We start from the raw sequence: 17890 nt of genomic DNA, 5'->3' as shown, positions 1-17890 counted from the left end.
TAGTGGTGAACGGAAAATGGCGTCAACTTAAGGTGTATATTTAATTGATTATTATATATAGTAATATATAAAAAAACGCCCCTGGTAAAAAGTTGCGGAAAGTGCTCGTTACAACTGGAAAAACAGAATCCGTGCTCCAACCTCCCTCTGAACTGTTTTTCTATTTCAGTTGTAACGTCCACTTTCTGATCGCAACTATTTTACAAGAGGCGTTTTTGGGTCCACTTTTGCCACATTAGTGTATAGATGCTTCAATCAAGCTATTTCCTTTCATCTTGTAAACTGTGCTTTCAGCAGTTCCAAGGGCGCATTTTTCTTAGCTAGCCTTACTCATAGCCTTAAAAGATAGTCTGCTTTGCAATTGCGGGATAGGGACCTTTTATAGGCTTGTTACGCACCTGGGCATTTTTCCTCTTGTGGATGCAATTTTTTTATAGCTTGCTCTAGGACTTTACTCACTTTTGTTTTGTCAGCATCGCTGAGTGAAAGAGCGTTGACTATATCTTGCACAGTCTTACCTTTATCATCTTTCTTGCAGGGATCTACACCTTTTTCTAGCAAAAGTTCAACCATATCAACACGAGGCAGCAATGCTGCCATTTTTAGGTAAAAATTCCCACCTATTTCATCTTTTCTATTAATATCCGCTTTATTATTTACTAAAAGCTCAAAGATATCCTTATCTCCTGCTTCTATTGCTTCAGCTAGAGGAGATTCCTTTGCTGGGTTGTCAAATCCATTAACATCCGCACCTTTCTTTATTAAAAAATCTACTAAGGGTTTATTTTTATCAATTATTGCGTATCTTAATAATGTAAATCCTTGCGAATCCTTTGCATTTGGGTCTACACCTTTGTTAATCAAACATTTTATAAGATCTAAGTCAAAATGAGCCTGCTTGATGTTTTCAAGTGTCTCTTTATCCAAAACCTTAGGATCACTAATAGTGTATGGCACTGCAAAAGTATTCATCCAATCTGGTCTTTGAGTTTCTATCGTATTATTAAAGGATTCTTCAGCCGAATTTATCATCTCCTCATTAGGATTACCCAATTCTTTGTACTTTTCTACCGCCTTCTTAAATAATGCTTCAACCTCATTTATCTTATCGATCGTAGCAGCCGTCATGTTCCATTCAGGTGGCATAAAACCTTGCCCAGGAACTGGGCAAGTACCAGTAGTAAGCGCACTAGATTGATTGGTAAAATGTTTACCTATAAGCCATACTGGTAACAAGACTACTCCGAACACGGTAATACCTCCAACTACCTTCACTGCTATAGCTGTTACCGGATTGTTCTGATAGAATCTGTGGAGGCTATAACTACCAGTAGGATTAACAAGAGAATGATAGCGTGTATTTTGGTTTGTGTTGACGCAATGCCTTGTGTTCACACAAGAAGTCAAGGTGCCAAAGCCTAATAAGCTAATAAATAGGCCTACTTTGTAGTATGTATACTTTTTCATGGCGTTGATGTTTAAATTGTTTTTATTAATGACTACTAAGCAGGCAGAATGATTTGAATGGACATGGAATAATACCACGTGCTATTTGTTTTTTTCTATCTGCTGAACTTTATACTAAGGCAAAACAAAGTTCATGAGGCCTGCCGTAGCAGAACCTACGTATCCCTTTTAATTACTTAACCCTGTTCTGTATTAGTAATAAAAATTAAATACAATTGCAAATGTATTCGCGATAAAAAATGGAAGTGCGCAAGACATCGTTTACTGCTTTAAGCGAATAATTAGTTGAAAAACTAGTTCTAAAAGGCTATATTTGGCCCTTAGTGCTAGCCTCGTTTAAATAGTGTAAATAATCAATATGAAACCAATCAACGCCCTACTAAAAAGATGGCATGCTACCTGCTGGCCTATGAAGCGCAGTGAGCTGAAAAAATTTTTTTCTATGGCCATCTTGATGTTTCTTATTTTGCTGAATCAAAATTTAATTCGTGGCATAAAAGATAGTCTGGTAGTGACTTTAATAGGGGCAGAGGTGTTGAGTTTTATTAAACTATTTGTTGAGATGCCGGCAGGGGTTTTATTTGTAGTCATCTACACCATCTTATGTAATAAGATGACCACAGAAAACATTTTTAGAGCCATTATACTATTTTTTCTATTTTTTTTTATTTTATTCGGATTTTTTTTATTCCCTTATCAAGGGTTATGGCATCCGGATCCGTCTATGGTGGCTGGTTATGTAAAGCTTTATCCCCATTTTAAATGGTTTTTCGTCATGTGGGGTAAGTGGACATTGGTACTTTTTTATATGATAGGTGAACTTTGGCCTATGGTTGTTTTTACATTGTTGTATTGGCAGCTGGCCAATAAAATAACGAAAACAGCAGAAGCAGGCCGGTTGTATTTTTTTTGTAACTTGGTTGGGCAAGCTAATCTGCTTATTTCGGGCAGTATTATGGTTTACTTTTCTCGAAAGGATCATTTTTTATTGCCTCTCCTAGGTGTAGATAAAACCGAATCAGCGCTAAAAATAGCGGCGCTTATGGCAATCGTTATCCTGTTGTGTCTTTGTATCCTGCTTTTACACAGATATGTTGAAAAACATCTCGTCTATGGTCATATGGTAGAGAGGAGCGCACCTACCAAACTACAATTAGGCTTTTATGACAGTTGTAAGATGATTGCCCAATCTAAATATCTTGGATTAATCTGTGTATTGATGATTGCTTACTCGATGGTTATCCATTTAATAGAGGGGCTTTGGTTTCACCAAACTAGCCTGTTGTATAAGCAAGATCCTACACATTTTATTACTTATCAGGGCAAAGTATTATTTTGGACGGGTGTTTGTACCCTTACTTGTTCTTGTTTTGGTCATGCGATTATTCGGAAATTAAGCTGGCTAGGTGCAGCATTGGTGACGCCTATTGTCACGCTTATAGTAGGGAGTTGTTTTTTTCTCTTGATCGTAGCGGTTCATTTGAATTTTTTATCAGAAACGATTATGGGTCTATCTACGTTGGCTATTATTGTAGCGATGGGTGGTCTACAAAATGTATTGGCTAAGGGAACTAAATATTGTTTTTTTGATGTAACCAAAGAAATGGTCTACATTCCTTTAGACGGTGAAATGGGTACAAAAGGCAAAGCAGCGGTGGATATATTGGGCGGGAAAATAGGCAAGTCTGCAGGGGCTATTTTGCAAGTAATTTGTTATACTATTTTTGCTACGGTACAACCCAATCAATTGGCACCATTTTTAATGGTCATGTTTTTTTTCATTTGTATAATTTGGATAGCAGCGGTTGGGATGCTTGCAAAAAGATACAATCGTTTGATAAGCAAGACGGAAGCTGCAACTTTGCAATAAAAAGTTTAAAAAATACCATTATGGGTAAGATCAATGCATTACCTATTGGTTACTCAGATGTTAAATCGGTCATTGAAACAGGCTACTACGTAGATAAAACACGATATGCGCAAGGGTTAATAGAAAAGAGAAATCCTATTTTTATAGCTAGACCTAGGACGGTTTGGTAAGTCTTTGTTTATCGATACATTGGATACTATATGTAGAGGAGAGAAGGACTATTTTAGATCAACACACGATCAAATAACAGGCGGTTTACAAGCAAAAGATCTTGAATCTTTTATCATTGCTATTAATACAGCTTTCGCTAGTGTGCCTTACTACATAACCAGTAAAACGGAAAAAGACTATCATAGTAACTTGCATATGTTACTCTATGGTTTAAATTGTTTAGGGGGGATTAATAGCCATATGGCTAGTGAATCGCCTTCTAGCCAAGGTAGGGCTGATATCGTACTAACGATTGGTAGCATCGTTTATATTATAGAAATCAAGTATCAATCTAGTGGTAAAGTAGCGTTACAACAAATCAAAGATAATCGTTATTATGCTTCGTACTTATGGAAGGCTAAAGAGATTATATTATATAGGTATTAACTTTGACCAAGCAACGAAATCTATAGCTAGTTGGGCGCATGAAATGGTAAATAGCGAAGAGCTTATTAAGTAGATAAATTTTTAATGTTACTTTTTGCTTGATCAAAAAGTAACCAAAAAATCAAGCGCTGATGAAAAAAGTTACTGAAAGCGCCGTTTACAGCTGGAAAAACAGGAGCTGTCCTGCAATTCCATCCCGGCAACTGTTTTTCTTTTCATCTGTAAACTGCACTTTCTGATCGTAACTTTTTCCAAGGGCGCGTTTTTTTCTAGCATAAGCCATAGTGGTGAACGGAAACCATAGACGTGAGTGGATACCTAATTTGACGCCATTGGCTAAAGACTAGTTGGATATAATCCTTATACAGCGCTCTTTCAAAGAGCGCTGTATAAGGGGCTTGGAAACTTTAACTGTAATGCTTTGTAAAAGTAAACTTTTAGCAAATTTTTTACAGCTAAAGCATAGGACAATGACTAATCGAGGTCATTGTCTTCTTGGAGCTTAGGTGTTGTATTTTTTGTTGTATTTGGGTTCTTTTCTAGCGAATCATCTATACTCTTCCTGAATATGAGGTCCAAGGGGTACAAACTAGGTGAATTAAGTAACGAACTAGATAACATGCTATTAATCCTAGGAAAAATCTTATTAAGCATAAGTAATATGCTATTAAGCGTAGGTCTATCTTTAGCGATATCTTCTAGGTTAATAGGTTCATGTATATGCCCCTTTGTTATAGTAACCCTTACATTTGGTTTATAACCATTTTTTCTAAGTTCTTCAGTAGAAAATCGGTGAGATTTTGTATGCTTGAGGTTCTTCCATGTTTGTTCTAACCCTCCTTCACTGAAACTCTTTCGTCTTTTACATATCCCTTCGTTACCAGGAATGATTGTATCAGTCAGTTCAAGTGGAGCGTTGCTGTCCATTCCATTTATTACTTTTACTGGTTTAGTAACGAAATGTTCAATCAAACTTGCTAAACCCATCATAACCTCATCTAGCGTAGATTGGTCTATAGCACTATGAATAAGATGTATACGCGTTTTAGGCTTATTATTTGCTTCATTTTCACTACTACATGTAACGTCACCTACACGTATGTCATTCCATATTTCGTCTACATAAGACTGTATATCGGTGAGGCCTTTATATTTTTCGTTCAAACTTTTGAGTAGCCTTGTATAGGCATCTCCAAGAAGCTTTTCGAAGTGATTGTATTGTTCAATATCACTTTGACTATCAACTAATTTTATTAATTGAACGTCCCCTAATCTATTTTCGCATGCCTTGTTTGCAACATCTAATAACTCCTCAATTGGAAATGGGAATAACTCTTTAGCAAGACGTAGGCTATCTTGTATTCCTTGGATGTTTTTTAATGAAAGATTAAGAAAAGAAAGCCCCATTACAGGTGTATTGATTAAGTTTATCTGCTCAACATTGAAGCCAGCCTCATGTAATCGCTTAGCTAAAATCCATGCTATTACACCACCTTGACTCTTTCCTGTTATTTGTATATTTAGCTTTCTCTTTCCCTGTTTTTCAGATAATAGTTGTGTTAATGTTGGAAGAACTTCGTTATATACTCCTTGTGCTTGTTCCTTTAGCGTGAGGGTAAAATCACGATTATGATTGCTTCTAAATTCTGGTTTTATTATGCTTACGTTATCCCTATATTGCTCTGTGATTGCTTTCTCTAATTTAGTAAATTCATTTTCCCCCCCATCTCTATTTTTTCCCACGCCATGTAAGTTTATGTATACAAGCAAATCTTCCTCTCTAAACACTGCTTCTGTACCCAACTTGCTATTGTCAGCAGTTGTACCACTAGACAGCCCCCCCTGGTTATCCATCATCCCTAGCCGATTAGGTCCCAAACTACAAGCGCCATTAAGCATACTAACCGTCGATAGTGCAACTATATATTGTTTAAGATTATGTCGTTCCATATAAATTGATTGATTAAATTTAAGCTATGATCTTGATATCACTGAATATTTGCTTGGAGCAAGGTCATGCAACTTTGCCTATGCGCTATACAATATTCAGGAAACCCAAATATAATAAAAAAATTATATAATTGATTATGAAACTATATATAATGCCTAAATTGGCTAGTTAAATAGTTAGTCAATAGCTCTTTTTTATTCTTTCTCAACCAATTTGGTGTTTAATAGAAGTTTTATGAATATCCCGCAAATTACTTAATCCCCTATGAAACAATTCATTCAAGAAAAATTAAAAGGAGACCCCATTATATGGGCCATTGCTTTTCTATTGTCTAGCCTAAGCATTCTAACGGTCTATAGTGCTTCTAGTTCGTTAGCCTATAGAAACATGCATTATAATACCGAATATTATCTGCTCAGGCAGACCTTGCTCATAGGCGCCGGGCTAGCGGCTATGTGGTTAAGCCACCGGGTTGATTACCGCTACTATGCGGCTATTGCTAAAGCTGCGCTTTGGTTATCTATTCCATTATTGCTGGTAACTTGGCGGTATGGATTAAAGTTAAATGAAGCATCTCGTTGGCTCAATATTCCTTTTATCAATAAATCTTTTCAACCATCTGATCTGGCACAACTGGCACTGATCATACGCATGGCACATATGCTGGCTAAACAACAAAAAAATATTACTTGTTTTAAAACTGCCTGCTTGCCTATGTTAACCTGGTCGGGTCTTGTTAGTGGTTTAATCGCTTTGACTAATTTCTCTAGCGCTATTTTATTATTTGGTACTTGTTTGGTGCTGATGTTCATTGGTAGAATCCCTATTAAGTATTTACTGATTATTGTGTTGACGGGTACGCTAGTGGTGGGAGGCGCATTGTTATGGGGGCAACGTGGTGGCACAGCCATCAAACGCATAGAACGCTTTCTAAAAGGTGACCTTTCCTTTCAAACGGAGCAATCTTACATTGCTATTGCAACAGGTGGATTAACCGGTAAAGGCCCTGGTAATAGCACCCAACGCAATTTCTTACCCCATCCTTATTCTGATTTTATTTATGCCATCTTAATTGAAGAGTATGGCCTTATAGGTGGCTTATTCGTCATGGTCCTCTATTTGGTTTTATTGTATAGAGCCATTGCTTTGCTCCCTACAGCCACTAGTTATTACGGAGGAATTTTGGCTATAGGAATTAGTTTTTTACTTGTTTTTCAGGCCATATTGAATATGGCGATTGCAGTAGGCCTTGGTCCTGTTACCGGGCTTCCTTTGCCATTCGTGAGTATGGGGGGTACTTCGCTTTTATTTACAGGTGTTGCACTAGGCATATTATTAAGCATCAGCCAGGGTACAATTGATACAGAACTCATAACTTTAAAAAAAGAAGTGGCTGGTATTCGTTATAATAAGTACAAAAAAAATAGTAGAGGCTAAGATGACCTGCTGCAGTATCCATATTTACTAATGTTTTGAACAGTCAATGACGTCAACGTAAGAATCATATTTATTTGATTATTAAATATAATAGCATTTTTTGAATAGATGATTGGTAGGTCATCTGGCTCTTGCTTATAACTGCTAATAAAAAAATTAGCACGCAGTAAAAATATAACCATGTGGCCCAAAAACACCCCTTGTAAAAGTTTGTGATCGGCAAGCAGCGCTTACAGATGCCAAGCAAAACAGTTGCAGGGAGGGGGCGCAAGCCAAAATGTTTTAGAAATATTTTTTTTGTATATTGTCAGGATTCCAATGATTACCGTTGTAGCCTAGAATCATTCTAGAAAATATAACTTTTATAAGTTTTAGTAAAAATCTTCCTTTTTGTGCGTATTTTGTTTAGGTACGTGCTTATGTTTTATGGATACATGGATAGTAATAAATTAGTAGAGTCATTTGCAGAATTTGCCAAATCTAAGAATATTGATAGGCCTACCGTTATACGTATTTTAGAAGACGTATTTCGTGCGGTTATGCTGAGTAAATTTGGCAATAGTGATAATTTTGATATCATTATCAATCTTGATAAAGGCGACTTGCAGATATGGCGTTTTCGTGAAGTGGTAGCAGATGATGCAGTAGATGTAGCTGCTCCTCATAAAGTATCTCTTTCGGAGGCAAGAAAAATAGAGGCTGATTTTGAACTCGGCGAAGAACTATCTGAGGAAATTAAGATTGCTTCTTTTGGCAGAAGACTTATCCTGACTGCTAAGCAAATGCTTATACAAAAGGTTCGAGAACTGGAGAAAGAGGCGCTTTATAACAAATATGAACAGCTAGTTGGTTGTTTGATTTCAGCTGAAGTAAATCAAATTCTGAGTAAAGAAATCATTTTGTTAGATGATGAAAACAATGAACTTTTTTTACCAAAGTCAGAACAAATACCTAAAGACCAGTTTAAAAAAGGAGAACATATTCGTGCCGTTATCTATAAAGTAGCTTTTAACAATGCGATTCCTCGGGTTTTACTTTCTAGGACATCTCCTCTTTTCTTAGAAAGGTTATTTGAAAATGAGATTCCTGAAATACAGGATGGGCTTATTGCTATAAGAAAAATTGTCAGAGATCCAGGTGCTCGTGCCAAAGTAGCGGTGGAGACTTTTGATGATAGAATTGATCCAGTTGGGGCTTGTGTAGGGATCAAAGGATCTCGTATACACGGCATTACCAAAGAGCTCCAGTATGAAAACATTGATATTATCAATTATACGGATAACTTAGAGCTATATATTGCGCGTGCCTTAAATCCTGCCTGTATCAATCGGGTCGAACAAAATGGTGAGCGAGTCTCTGTTTACTTAGATCCTGATCAAGTAGCATTAGCCATTGGTAAAGGAGGCCAAAATATTAAACTGGCAGGCCGTCTTATTGGCAAAGAAATAGATGTCTATAGGGATATCCCGAATCATTTAGAAGAGCATGACATTCCACTTTCTGAATTTAGTGATACGATTGAGCAATGGATTTTGGATGAATTGTATAAAGTCGGTTTAGACTCAGCTAGAAGTGTTTTAGCCTTGTCTAAGACAACACTTGAGCAACGGATTGATTTGGAAGAGGAAACGATAGACGAAATCTATGCTATATTAGATCAGGCGCTTAATGGTTAAGCGCAATATGCCTGTTAGGTAGATAAAGGTAACCTATGAATGAAGAAAAAAACATGCGACTCAGCCAAGTGGCTAGAAAGTTAAATGTAGGAACAGAGACTATTGCCTCTTTTTTAGAAGAAAAAGGGTTTGTAGTAGCTAATAAACCCAATGCTAAAATAACGGATGAGCAATTTCAGCTACTAGCTGGCGAATTTAGCTCAGCTGGTATGGATAAGCAAGAAGCTGCTCATCTTACCATTGGTAAAGCTTACCCAAGTCTTTCTGCTTCAGCTAGTAGTGACCATAGTGCAAGGAGCAAAGAGCAGGGCAAAAAAAAGAGAGCAACACACCAAAGAGTTAAACAAACCGAAAAAGAAGACCCGATTGTCCCTGCCCATTACGCAGCTTCTGTGCCAGTTTTACCTGGCTTAAAACCAGTTGGAAAAATTGATTTAGCTACTGAAAAAATTAAAGATGAAACCCCTGATATAGTCCAATCTATTGATAAGGAAGCTATAAAAGTTAAATCTCCTTCATTAATGGACCCATCCGATCCTAGATTGCCTTCAAGTGATTTAGCCAACAAGGCAGACCAACAACCAACTGATAAACCAGATAAAATAACCTTTTCAGCTCAACTTAAGCGACCTACTGTAGTAGGTAAAATGACCTTGCCTGAACCTACCTTTAAAAGACATCATCCTAGCAGTGGGGCAGCCTCACCAAAACCCAATAGTTCAATGGGCGCATCTAAAACAGCCTATGCAAGGCCACAGGATAAGGTCAAAAAACTTACAGATAACCCTGCTGCGCCAAGAGGTATAGGTGGTAAAAAAGGGGGATCGGTTAAATTTAAAACAGGAACTGATTCCTTCCGTAAGGACAAAGGTCCTAAAGCACCATTAGGACCAAAAGAGCAAGAAGGTGTATCTTCCCAAGAAATAGAAAGTCAAATCAAAAAAACTTTGGCTAAGCTAAACCAAGGCACTGGTGATGCGGCACGCTCCAAATATAAAAGGGATAGGCGCAGTGCCCATTTAGAAGCTGAAGAAAAGCGTCAACGCCAGGCTAAAGAAACAGAAAAAGTTTTAAAAATCACTGAGTTTATTTCAGCTAATGAGCTCGCTTCTTTTATGGATATTACCGTAAATGAGGTGCTTTCTACTTGTATGTCTTTAGGTATGATTATATCTATCAACCAAAGGCTCGATGCAGAAGCCATTACCGTTGTGGCAGATGAGTTTGGCTATAGTGTAGAGTTTGTTGATTTACAGGAAGAAGAAGTAGAGAAAGATATAGAAGAAGAAAGTGGTGAGCTGCTGGAACGCCCGCCTATTGTAACCATTATGGGCCACGTTGACCACGGTAAAACTTCGTTATTGGATTATATCCGTACCACTAAGGTCACTGCTAAAGAGGCTGGTGGTATTACACAGCATATTGGGGCCTACGATATTGTTACTGATCAAAACAAAAAGATTGTCTTTTTAGACACACCTGGTCATGAAGCTTTTACAGCTATGCGTACCAGAGGCGCACAAATAACCGATATTATTGTCATTGTAGTAGCTGCAGATGATAGCATTATGAACCAGACCAAGGAGTCTATTAGTCATGCTCAAGTAGCAGGTTGTCCTATTATTATTGCTATCAACAAGATTGATAAACCACAAGCCAATCCAGAAAAAGTTAAAGAAGATTTAGCCAATCTGAACATTTTAGTTGAAGACTGGGGGGGCAAATACCAATGCCAAGAGATTTCGGCCAAGACAGGCCAAGGGATTAATGAGCTTTTAGAAAAAATTCTGCTGGAGGCCTCTCTGCTAGACTTACAAGCAGCTCCTTCCAGAAAAGCCAAAGGTACCATTATTGAGTCTTTCCTAGATCCTGGTAGAGGATACGTATCCACTGGTATTGTGCAAGATGGTACCTTACGGGTAGGCGATATTATACTAGCCGGTGTTTACTATGGCAAGGTAAAAGCAATGTTAAACCACCAGAACATAGCGCGCCAAACAGCTCCTCCTGCCACACCGGTTCAAATCTTAGGTTTAAATGGTGCACCCAGAGCAGGCGATACCTTTAGAGTGATGAATAGTGTAAAAGAGGTGGGTGAACTGGCGCAAAAGAAACAACAATTATTACGCGAACAGGCGTTGCGTACCAAATCTCACCTCACCCTTGATGAGATTGGCCGTCGTTTGGCTGTAGGCAACTTTAAAGAGCTCAATATTATCATCAAAGGGGATATGGATGGTTCCATCGAGGCCTTGGCCGATGCATTGCTTGGCCTATCGCATGAAGAAGTAGCGGTGAATATCTTACACAAGTGTGTAGGAGCCGTTTCAGAGTCAGATGTACTCTTAGCTGCTGCCGCTGAAGCTATAATTATTGCTTTCCATATTAAACCATCTGCACAAGCCAAAAAATTGGCCGAAAGAGAAGGGGTAGAGATCAAGCAATACGCTATTATTTATAGTGCCATAGATGATATACGTCATGCCGTACAGGGTCTTTTAGCGCCTACTATAGAAGAAGTGGCTACGGGTCGAGCGGAAATTAAAAAGATTTTTACCTTTTCAAAAGTTGGTAATATTGCAGGTTGTCAAGTACAAACAGGATTTATCAAACAAGCTAACCCCGTTCGTGTAATCAGAAAAGATCAGGTTATATTTACCGGTTCCATCCATACGATAAAGCATGGATTAGAGGAGATTAAACAGGTAAAATCTGTTTCTGAATGCGGTATTCATATTAAAAACTTTGATGAGATTGAAGTGGGGGATATTATAGAAGGATTTGAACGTAAAGAAATCAAGCGCCAGCTTTAAAAAAACTTTTATGCTAAAGTTAGGTTACATTTTTTGATTTGTAGTAACAAATAGTTACTATAGAAGTGAAGTGCGCTAACTATTCTTTATTTTTTAATTTTTGCTTTATGGTTTGTTTAAATATGCCCCTTTATATAGTGGCGGCTTTTTTGGTATTAACCTTGGTAGTAGGGCTTTATTTTAGTAGACAAAAAATCACTTTTCGGGAATACGCTGTAGGTAATAAGCAATTTGCTACGGCTACGCTGGTAGCTACGGTGTTGGCTACTTTTTTTGAAGGAGGTGGGCTTATGCGTAATGTAGAGTGTGTCTATGACCTTGGCATATGGTGGATAGGGATTTTTCTTTTAGCTCCTTTTGGTATGTGGACCGTTAGTAGGTTGGCATCGCGTATGGGCCCATTTATGCATCATCTTTCTATGGCAGATACGATAGGGCATATCTATGGTCGATATCCAAGGGGTATTGCTGCTTTGGTAGGTATTTGTAATTCTATCATTGTTATTACTATGCAAATCACTGTAATGTCTGAGGCAATTGATATGTGTTTGGGTTCTATTGATCCTTTTATAATTACTATTCTTACTACATTACTCCTTATTTTCTATTCGACGTTTGGTGGTGTTCGTTCAGTTACCTTCACAGATGTATTCCAGTTTTTAACTTTTTCGATTATTATTCCACTTTTAGCCTGGTTTATGTTTGTCAAAATAGGTAAACCAGTTGTATCAATCGTTCCTATACTAAAGAGTCAAACTAAATTTCAACCTAGTAGCTTACTTCATCCTATCACTCAGTTAGTAGGTATGCTTTTTCTATTTCTATCTGATATGCCTAGTTACATAAACCCTCAACTTATGCAGCGTGTCTATATGGCTGCTGATCCTATCCAGGCGAGAAGAGTGTTTTCATATGCTACTATTTTTGGCGTTATTATTCAGATACTTATAATTTCAGTTGCTTTATTTATTTTTGTAGGATCCCCAACATTACCAAAAATAGAGATCTGGCATTATGTAATGGCGCATATTCCATCTGTTTTTAAAGGTTGTCTTGCGATTGGCTTATTAGCTATGTCAATGTCTTCAGCTGATTCTTGCTTAAATGCTTGTGCTGTTATGATGACTCATGATATGGTTAAAGTCATACACAGGAAAAAAGAAATAACTGATACCTGTCAACTTAAGATAGCTAGATGGACTACGTTAGTAGTTGGCTTATTGGCCATGATGGTAACTTTTAAGTGTAGAGATCTCTTAAAACTAATGTATTGGTCAATTGATTCGATTGTGCCCATACTGGCTGCTCCTTTTATTTTAGCAGTTTTTGGCTTTCGAGGTACTTCCCGTACAGCTTTGATTGGTATGGTTACTGGTGTACTAACTATTTTAGCTTGGAATAAATTGATTGAACCTTCAACTGGTATAGACGGTTCCTTTGTGGCTATGCTAGCCAATGGCCTAGCCATGTTGGCTGCTCACTATCTGTTCAAACAACCAGAAGGTACAGGTTGGGTTGCTCCAGATACTCATTTTAAACAAATGCAACAAGCTAAGGCCCGAAGGACTGCAGAACGTAAAGAAGCCATTAAAAATGGCTGGGCCAATAGAAAAGCCACTTTGGCTAAGCTCAAACCAAGCCACACCACCATTGTATGTATCGGATTTTATCTAGCGATTACTAGCTTAGTGACGCATTTTATAGCCCCTGTTCCCCATAATGGTTCTTGGCTTATTGTACAGCTTATGGTAGCTGCTTTTTTTATAGGGTATCCATTTATTGATGATATCTCTAAAAGAATAAGAATCCCCACTGAGCTGGGTTGGCTAATTGTGTTAGTGGTTTATTTTCCTTTAAACTTGTTTTGGAATTGGTATCATTCGGTAGATCCCACCTTTACCCTCTCCCTCTCTTTAACTCATTTTTCCCTAATCTTATTGGCCCTGCCTCTTTATCTAGCTATAGCCATTATAGCCGTTAGCCTATTATTAACCATTTATCCGATCTGCCTTGGCTTTTCTTATGCACTATTCTGCTCCTTATTACCGCTATTGATAGTAGGCTTGTTTTTATTTGCTATTATTACCTACTTGAAAGTCCGACAGTGTGGTTATATAGCCCAGCTTCTTTACCTAAAAGATCAGGAACAAATTAGATCGGCTCAACAACTCAAAGCCTCTCTCTATGATGCGGCTTTGGTTCCTTCTAATCGTGCGCCTGTTGCTAAAAGTTATGGTTTTGTTTTAGAGCAAGTAGTCCGTAAAGTGGAGGAGTCTATTTCCTTTTTAGATAAGGATACTCCCCTTTTTAAGGAAGACTTTCAAAGCATTATTAATAAGTTTTATGATTGGGTCACTTATTTTAATAAAAGAGAAAAGGTTAAAGAACATGCTTTGCTGCAACCTACCCAAATTACCTTAGATAGGCTAATGCGTAAAGTAGAGGTGGCTTTGTCTCAAGAGATAGGTAATCCGCCTAGGTTACTAGTAGAAAAAATAGATAGCGCTCATGTGGAGATGTCTCCTCATATTATATGTGATATCCATCAAGTAGTCTATTTATTGGTTAAGGCTGTTTTACGGATTGGTAGATTAGAAGGCCCAAATGCCCCTATTGTTCGGATACAACTCCATTCTACCACTTTGCGCTTTAAACAAGTTAATCCTATTGACCACCACCTTCCTTCATTTATGGAGTTTCCCGCTACTGCTCTGGTAGTGAGTCAGTCTACTACTCCTTCTGCGTTGCTTCCAAAAGTACAGTCCTTCTATGATGAGTTGGACGCGATGGACCCTGAAAGGCCCAACTATGCCCCACCATCTATAGATCTGGAGCAAGATACCATAGCTAGTATGGTTCATGCCCATTATGGCTATTTGCAAATTTCTACGGATGAAAAGCAACCCACTATGTTGCTGGTATTACCTAGTAATGTTACGGATATTCGGGATAAGATGACCGTTGAACTGCCTATAGATTGCTTAACCTCAGAGGCTCCTGTTACTCCTCAAGAGCAAGCTGATTCTATGATGGCCTTAATGAAGTTCCATGATCATGTCTGTAAGTATGTTTCTAAAGAGGCTCCTATTGATATAAAAATCATTTCCGGGTTGCTTTTATTGTTACGTCAACATTTTGGTTTTAAGCGTCATAGCTCAGGTCAATTGTTTTATGTCCGTGCGGTAGGCATTGCTCACATAGTGGTAGATTGGGTTTTTCACTCGCCTAAAGTAATTTATGCTTCTTTGCTTTATGGATTGGTCCGTCGTACTTGTTTGCCTCTTTCTTATATCAAAGAACATTATAATTTAGGTGTTTATGCCTTTGTCTCGAATGTAGTAAAGATAGATAAACGGGAAGAGCTAGATGCCCCTTCATTACTCTCTGTACAGAATCGACTAGAAAAAGCGCTTAAAGAAGACCATGTACAACTCTCCGTACTGTTCATCAAATTAGCTGAACGTCTTTATGATCTACGCCATGCATCCGGTTATACGCACTTAACAGCGGTTCAGCATATGGCTCAAGAAACCCTGACGATAGATCTTCCTATAGCCAATCAATACTTGGGTCCAGAGATAGGCGCAGCACTAGAAGAAGCTGCGCAAGCAGCACTAAAGCTTTGTAAGGATAGAATTAAAAACCAATCAAATTAGATAAATTGTTAGTATGCCTCTAGCTTTGATTATTTGTTCAAGTCACTGGTAAACCAGGCCTTTATATGACACTTTGTCTCCTTTCGTTTCCCTTCAGCTTACACCCACAGACGCTGGTTATATTCAAACTTTTAAACCTTTATGTATCTAAAAGTATCTTAAATAGAACTTATACCAGATGGTAAAACATAGAAAAATCGTTGTAAAGCAATTAGGCTTAATAGATTATAAAGCAGCATTGGCGATTCAAGAAACCTGCTATGTTAGGCTACTTGAGCAAAAATCTGGAAGTTTTACGATTACGCAGCCTCATCCAGCGCCCTGTGGTTACTTACTTATTTGTCAGCACCCTCCTGTATACACCATTGGTAGAAGCGGGTCTATAGACCATTTGTTGGTAGATCCAGCTATTTTACAAGCACAGGCGATTACATTGCATCATACCAATAGAGGAGGGGATATTACTTATCACGGACCAGGGCAGTTGGTAGTTTATCCTATTATTGATTTGGAAAAATTTTTTACAGATATACATCGTTACCTTCGCTTGCTTGAAGCTTGTGTTATAGAGGTGTTGGCTTATTTTAATATTGAAGCGACCCGTTTGCTTGGTTTAACCGGTGTATGGTTAAAAGCAAATGAAACTAAAAAACAGTTAGATCGAAAAATCTGTGCCATTGGCATTAGGGTAAGCAGGTGGGTAACGATGCATGGACTAGCTCTAAATGTAAATAATGATCTGGCACCTTTTAATCAAATTATACCTTGCGGTATACCTAAAGCAGTAACATCCATGCAAAAAGAATTAAACAAATCTATTTCTATAATGACTGTATCAGACATTTTAGAGCAAAATATTTTAAAAAAGTTAAATTCTGTGTAGTTTTTGTATTACACTTTTATTTAAAATCAAGTGGCAAATCTTTATATTGCATGTATGGTGCCTATTTATAATACCAGGTAGTTTACTGGAATAGGCTTCTTGTAGAAGGCTACTTATGCTGGTAATTTGCAGCTAGAGCCAGTGGTTAAATCTTTCACAAGAATTCTAATGTTAGATCTTTTGCAAAATTCAAGCATAAAAAACAATGGAAAGAATCTGCTCAAGCAGTTTCTTTTCTTACTTATTAACTTGCTAATGCCAGATGCAACATAGAGGAGAAATTATTGAAAATGTAGTGAGAAGAAGCGGTATTTCTCTTTCAGTATTAGCTGAAAGAATGGGTATAAGTAGAAATACGCTTTATAATAGATTTAAAGAGAAAAATTTAAGCTATGACTTTATATTGACTTTAGGAATGGTGTTGCACTATAATTTTGCTGTACATTTTCCTGAGATAAAGTCAGATAGTGCGCTTCCAGAAGATGCCCGCGCAGAACTTTTTCAACTTGAGCAAAAGTATAAAACGCTTTTGGAAAAATATCATTGGTTACTTAAGTTCTTATTGAAGAAGTCGCAGGATGCTGACCAGCATGGTTTGCATAAGAAAATTAAAGAACTTATCAACTCTTCTTTTTAAGTGTAGTGAGCTATGTCAACATCCATAAGAATTAAAAAGTCGCTGGGGCAGCATTTTTTAAGAGATGTTGCTGTTTCTAGGCAAATAGCCAATCTATTAACAGATAAAAGTATTATAGGTACGGTCGTTGAAGTCGGCCCTGGTAGGGGTAGTTTAACAGATAGGTTACTCTGTAAGCCTATTGCTAGTTTATACCTTGTAGAGGTAGATCGTGATCTTATACCTTATCTAAAAAAGAGATATGCCCAATTAGGGGATCGCATCATAGAAGCGGATTTTCTAAAATTACCATTGGCAAAACAGTTTCAAGGTAAACCATTAACTATTATTGGTAACTTTCCTTATAATATTTCTTCCCAAATTTTCTTTAAAATTTTAGAAAATCGTCATGTGGTCGATGTAGTAATAGGCATGATTCAAAAAGAAGTCGCACAACGCATCACTGCTCAACCAGGTAGTAAGGTCTATGGTATGCTTAGTGTGCTTTTACAAGCATTTTATACCATAGTATATCATTTTACCGTCCCGCCTCATCTTTTTTTGCCTCCTCCTAAGGTAGACTCTGCTGTTATTACCATGCATCGGAATAGTGTACAACAACTACCATGTAATGAGTTGCTGTTTTTTCAAATAGTCAAAAGTGGTTTTCAGCAGCGTCGAAAAAAGTTACTCAATGCTTTGCGTGGTTTCAATATATCCAATATACCTTGTGTTGATTTGTTAAATAAGCGTGCAGAAGAGTTAAGTGTAGCTGAATTTGTAGCGTTGACCAATGCATTGAGCATCTGCTGACGCGTTTTATAAAAAAGTGGTTTCCGTTCACCACTATGGCTTATGCTAGAAAAAAAACGCGCCCTTTGAAAAAAGTGCGATCAGAAAGCGCGGTTTACAGATGAAAAGAAA

At 37.6% G+C, this 17890-nt stretch carries 13 protein-coding genes; 10 read left to right on the top strand and 3 right to left on the bottom strand.

Going from position 1 to position 17890, the window contains the following annotated elements; all coding sequences use genetic code 11:
* Window positions 1–182: hypothetical protein (locus tag MUW73_RS00215; protein WP_243575128.1), on the bottom strand; the 182-nt coding region annotated here is incomplete at its 3' end.
* A 208-nt stretch (window positions 183–390) separates the two neighbouring features.
* Complete coding sequence (locus MUW73_RS00210) at window positions 391–1467, bottom strand: ankyrin repeat domain-containing protein (protein ID WP_243018415.1); 1077 nt, start codon at window positions 1465–1467, stop codon at window positions 391–393.
* A gap of 358 nt (window positions 1468–1825) precedes the next feature.
* Between MUW73_RS00210 and MUW73_RS00205 the strand changes: the two genes are divergently transcribed.
* Genes MUW73_RS00205 through MUW73_RS00195 form a run of 3 tightly spaced genes read left to right on the top strand, consistent with a single transcriptional unit; the run spans window position 1826 to window position 3934 of the window.
* Window positions 1826–3337 carry an NTP/NDP exchange transporter gene (locus tag MUW73_RS00205; RefSeq protein ID WP_243018413.1) on the top strand — a complete coding sequence of 504 codons (1512 nt, stop codon included), beginning with the start codon at window positions 1826–1828 and terminating at the stop codon, window positions 3335–3337.
* 20 nt (window positions 3338–3357) lie between these two features.
* The gene (locus tag MUW73_RS00200; RefSeq protein ID WP_243018411.1) at window positions 3358–3507 is read left to right on the top strand and encodes an AAA family ATPase; all 150 of its coding nucleotides are present in this window, start codon (window positions 3358–3360) and stop codon (window positions 3505–3507) included.
* A 4-nt stretch (window positions 3508–3511) separates the two neighbouring features.
* Window positions 3512–3934: a PD-(D/E)XK nuclease domain-containing protein gene (locus tag MUW73_RS00195; protein ID WP_243018410.1), complete on the top strand. Its 423-nt coding sequence runs from the start codon at window positions 3512–3514 to the stop codon at window positions 3932–3934.
* A gap of 474 nt (window positions 3935–4408) precedes the next feature.
* Here the strand turns inward: MUW73_RS00195 and MUW73_RS00190 are convergent, their stop codons facing one another.
* Complete coding sequence (locus MUW73_RS00190; RefSeq protein ID WP_243575127.1) at window positions 4409–5884, bottom strand: hypothetical protein; 1476 nt, start codon at window positions 5882–5884, stop codon at window positions 4409–4411.
* Between the two features lie 265 nt (window positions 5885–6149).
* Here MUW73_RS00190 and MUW73_RS00185 point away from each other — a divergent pair, with 265 nt between their 5' ends.
* The 7 genes from MUW73_RS00185 to rsmA all read left to right on the top strand — a co-directional run bounded on the left by MUW73_RS00185 (window position 6150) and on the right by rsmA (window position 17779).
* Window positions 6150–7322, top strand: coding sequence for an FtsW/RodA/SpoVE family cell cycle protein (locus tag MUW73_RS00185; RefSeq protein ID WP_243018257.1), 1173 nt, complete (start codon window positions 6150–6152; stop codon window positions 7320–7322).
* Between the two features lie 434 nt (window positions 7323–7756).
* A complete protein-coding gene (gene nusA, locus MUW73_RS00180) occupies window positions 7757–8998 on the top strand; it encodes a transcription termination factor NusA (RefSeq protein ID WP_243018256.1) in 1242 nt (413 codons plus the stop codon).
* A 35-nt stretch (window positions 8999–9033) separates the two neighbouring features.
* A complete protein-coding gene (gene infB / locus MUW73_RS00175; protein WP_243018255.1) occupies window positions 9034–11811 on the top strand; it encodes a translation initiation factor IF-2 in 2778 nt (925 codons plus the stop codon).
* Between the two features lie 107 nt (window positions 11812–11918).
* Window positions 11919–15467, top strand: a complete 3549-nt coding sequence (locus tag MUW73_RS00170) for a sodium:solute symporter family protein (RefSeq protein ID WP_243018254.1) — start codon at window positions 11919–11921, stop codon at window positions 15465–15467.
* A gap of 178 nt (window positions 15468–15645) precedes the next feature.
* Window positions 15646–16350: a lipoyl(octanoyl) transferase LipB gene (lipB, locus tag MUW73_RS00165; protein WP_243018253.1), complete on the top strand. Its 705-nt coding sequence runs from the start codon at window positions 15646–15648 to the stop codon at window positions 16348–16350.
* A gap of 262 nt (window positions 16351–16612) precedes the next feature.
* Entirely contained in the window at window positions 16613–16987 is a 375-nt protein-coding gene (locus tag MUW73_RS00160; RefSeq protein ID WP_243018252.1) for a helix-turn-helix domain-containing protein, read from the top strand.
* Window positions 16988–16999: 12 nt separating this feature from the next.
* Window positions 17000–17779, top strand: a complete 780-nt coding sequence (rsmA, locus tag MUW73_RS00155) for a 16S rRNA (adenine(1518)-N(6)/adenine(1519)-N(6))-dimethyltransferase RsmA (protein WP_243018251.1) — start codon at window positions 17000–17002, stop codon at window positions 17777–17779.
* The last annotated feature ends 111 nt before the right edge of the window (window positions 17780–17890 follow it).

Source organism: Candidatus Cardinium sp. cByotN1 (genome assembly GCF_022810525.1).
GTDB lineage: Bacteria > Bacteroidota > Bacteroidia > Cytophagales > Amoebophilaceae > Cardinium.
This window is presented reverse-complemented; position numbering and strand designations above follow the sequence as displayed.

Coding starts and splice junctions, on each gene's coding strand:
- MUW73_RS00210 (WP_243018415.1), bottom strand. CDS start 1,467: ATGAAAAAGTATACATACTACAAAGTAGGCCTATTTATTAGCTTATTA.
- MUW73_RS00205 (WP_243018413.1), top strand. CDS start 1,826: ATGAAACCAATCAACGCCCTACTAAAAAGATGGCATGCTACCTGCTGG.
- MUW73_RS00200 (WP_243018411.1), top strand. CDS start 3,358: ATGGGTAAGATCAATGCATTACCTATTGGTTACTCAGATGTTAAATCG.
- MUW73_RS00190 (WP_243575127.1), bottom strand. CDS start 5,884: ATGGAACGACATAATCTTAAACAATATATAGTTGCACTATCGACGGTT.
- MUW73_RS00185 (WP_243018257.1), top strand. CDS start 6,150: ATGAAACAATTCATTCAAGAAAAATTAAAAGGAGACCCCATTATATGG.
- nusA (WP_243018256.1), top strand. CDS start 7,757: ATGGATAGTAATAAATTAGTAGAGTCATTTGCAGAATTTGCCAAATCT.
- infB (WP_243018255.1), top strand. CDS start 9,034: ATGAATGAAGAAAAAAACATGCGACTCAGCCAAGTGGCTAGAAAGTTA.
- MUW73_RS00170 (WP_243018254.1), top strand. CDS start 11,919: ATGGTTTGTTTAAATATGCCCCTTTATATAGTGGCGGCTTTTTTGGTA.
- lipB (WP_243018253.1), top strand. CDS start 15,646: ATGGTAAAACATAGAAAAATCGTTGTAAAGCAATTAGGCTTAATAGAT.
- MUW73_RS00160 (WP_243018252.1), top strand. CDS start 16,613: ATGCAACATAGAGGAGAAATTATTGAAAATGTAGTGAGAAGAAGCGGT.
- rsmA (WP_243018251.1), top strand. CDS start 17,000: ATGTCAACATCCATAAGAATTAAAAAGTCGCTGGGGCAGCATTTTTTA.